Annotated in this window: 2 protein-coding genes and 1 pseudogene; all 3 read left to right on the top strand. The window is 31.0% G+C overall.

Annotated elements, in window-relative coordinates; translation table 11 throughout:
- Positions 1–317 (top strand): annotated as a pseudogene (locus HMPREF2867_RS11460) (hypothetical protein); the annotation flags it as partial.
- A 635-nt stretch (positions 318–952) separates the two neighbouring features.
- Positions 953–1,837, top strand: coding sequence for a hypothetical protein (locus tag HMPREF2867_RS07765; protein WP_070576919.1), 885 nt, complete (start codon positions 953–955; stop codon positions 1,835–1,837).
- A gap of 138 nt (positions 1,838–1,975) precedes the next feature.
- Positions 1,976–2,779 (top strand): hypothetical protein, encoded by an 804-nt coding sequence (locus HMPREF2867_RS07760; RefSeq protein WP_070576916.1) that lies wholly within the window; start codon positions 1,976–1,978, stop codon positions 2,777–2,779.
- The last annotated feature ends 221 nt before the right edge of the window (positions 2,780–3,000 follow it).

Genomic DNA, 3,000 nt, shown 5'->3' with positions numbered 1-3,000 from the left:
CGGAAATAGAAGGTATTAGCTATGATGATGATGGGTCGTACGCTATAACTAGAGAAAAAGGAACAGAATCGTCTGTATTAGGTTTTTTAGATGGTACTCTAGTCTTTTACCCGAACTCAGGTGAAAGTTATATTTTTAATCGTAATTTTTCTCTCCAACATGCTTTTGATGAACATTATCATAAGATTAAGTATAATCAACGAAAAGTCCAAAAAGAAATTAGAGAGACCGTCCAACCAGTGATTGATGCTCAACCAAAACCATTAATTAACCTTCAGTGGTTGTTTAATCTACTTTACCGAAGTAGGTTTAATTAGAGAATAAGAGAGCATATTTATCTCAACTTGATTTAAAAGCTGTTTAAAGCTCTCCCCTTGTTTTCTCGGTTCATAGATAAGATCTTTATCCTCATAAGTCATTTTCATAATAAAAACACCCTAAAGTTAGATTTCATTTGTCTAACTTTGGGGTATTTTTATTGTGAGCCTCTTTCTTTTGCGTTGATTCGTGCTGAACCCTTATTTACCTCAGTAAAAATAAAGAAAAAAATATCTCTTGGCCAGGACGTTGATTATGGTAGTGTAAAATAAGTTTTGTAAACACAAAAAGGAATAAATCCGTTATAGTAGAGTTGCGAAACATTACTAGACAGCAGATTATAAACGAAAACGCTTTGCAGTTTGCAAAGTGTTTTTTTTTTACGGTTAAAGAATAGCTGCCAATTCTTCCGAAATAAAAAAGTAGTAGAATTGAAAATTATAAGGATGTGGGACTAGGATGTTTTACTTAAATTTCACTTTTGATAGTCAGTTCCTATTAATCTGGTGACATTTTTCATTTGAAGAAGATGAGTGAAAAATGTCTGTATATAGTATAATGATTTTAGAAGAGTTCGAGTTATGGAATGGGGGACCTTGAAAAATAGATTAATATAGTGGGAGGCAACAGTGACATGAAGTCGAAAAGATATATAATTATTGGAATAGTTGCCATTGTGAGCTTAATTTTCTTTATAGTAGTGACTTTTTGTGGAAAAGGGCATCAGTGGAGTAATAATGTCGTACAAGGATTTAAATCGCTGGGTCTTAAAGGTAATGTAAAAGTAATTGGGACATATAAAGAAATTGAAGCATTTCACGGTACGGTTGTTGAAGTGAATTATACTGAGAGATTTTCTGATGGATATTTGTTAGATAAGAATCTTAGAGCAGATATACGAGAATATAATGGTGAGCATATTTCAGATTTTTATCCTCCGTTATCTACAAAGATCGAAGCATTGCTCAATGACAAAGAAAAAGACTTGTTTGATACTGTTAAATTCAACGAGTTTAGTTTCTTGTTAGATGTTTATAAAATGAGACCAGGTTTTCAACGAGAAGAAGATGAAATCAAAAAAGATGTTGCCAATAAAATTAATAAACTATTTGACAGACAAGTGACGTTTGATTATAGTTATAAATTTGAGCCAGTATCTAGAGAAAAAATCTACGCTACTATTCTTTCACAGGCAGTCAGGAATCGTGATAATGGAGACTTTGAAGCGGCTGGCTTTTATAATATTAGACCTAAAAATTTAATGAAGAGTAAAGCAGTGAGTCTTCATTTGGATTGTATTTTTGCTTCTCTGAATCCTAACGCTAGCAAGTCATCTTCGAGAGAGCATATCGATTATTTTAAAATGAAACTCTTATCTTTGCCCAAAGGCTCATTTTCTGATGGAAACTATGAAATACTAGGTAATTATTATAGTGAAGAAGGGAAAAGTATTGATGTGACTTGTATATTTGTTGTTGAAGACGGTGTTGGTCACTTTGAAGAAGATAAAATGAACTAAAAACAAAAAATACACCTAAATGAAATTTGGTATAAAAAAGTATCTATATTTGCGTAGTCACTTAAAAGGTATTTCCAATCGTGATAGTAATCAGGGGATCAATACAATAAATGGAATGATAGAAATGGAGGATGGACTTTGCTAAAAAAACTACTAAGGGTATCCTTAATACCTGTATTACTAATACTTTTGTTAATATCTATATTTAAATCAATCGATAACAGGAATAAGACTTATGATAGTAAATTCATAACTTCATTGGCAACAGGATTAGATGAACGTTGGAAAGTTACTGCCCAAAAGGATGATGATGAACAGGAAATTGAAGACTATAAATCCTATATAGATTATGAATTAATTGAAATTGAACAGTATAAAAATAGGAAATTTAAAAATCCTAAGTTAAAGAGACTAGCTAACACATATATTAACATCCAAAGGAATGAAAGAGAAGCTATAGAAAATCAAGATTTAGTGGACAGTACTTTTGTAAGAGAATGGAATAAATACCAAAGGAAACGTTATGAATTGCTTCTAGATATTAACTCAATAGTCGGAATTCCTGTTCAAGATAAAAACTCTCTAGATAGTATATTGAGATCTGGTAAATCTGTGAAAGAATTTAATAGAGTTTACGGAATATTAGTAGATACTTTTGACCCCAAAAACTTCGTAGTTGAAGAGGTCACAGGTGTATCGGAAAAAGAGAAGCGCTACATAGGGAATTTTGAAAATACTACAGGTCATGACATTACACACATATATATTGAAATTTTATATTATGATGAAGATAATAGGCCTTATCTTGGTAGATCCTTTGAACCAGAAGATACATGGAAAAATAGAACAAAAAAAAGCTTCGAATTTTCGATTCCAGATTCAGATACACAGTTCAAATATTTTAAAGTTTTCGTAAGTGATAAAAGTCTTACCTTTAAGTAGATTTTCTATTTTATTTATGGAAGGGGAGACAATATTGTTTCAACTAAGTTCTAAAAATAGTTAGTTATACAAAAAAGAGGTATTTTTATACCTCTTTTTGTTCACTCTTCAATTATGCTGTCACTGTCCATTTACTGTCCTATATAGTGTAAAATATATAGAAGTTGTTAAGTTTACTAGTAGTTAAATCCCTTAAAATCAGTATTTATGATGATAACAAG

Source organism: Streptococcus sp. HMSC064H09 (assembly GCF_001812625.1).
Taxonomy (GTDB): Bacteria; Bacillota; Bacilli; order Lactobacillales; family Streptococcaceae; genus Streptococcus.
The sequence above is the reverse complement of the archived record's forward strand: the minus strand, read 5'-3'. Positions and strand labels throughout refer to the sequence as shown.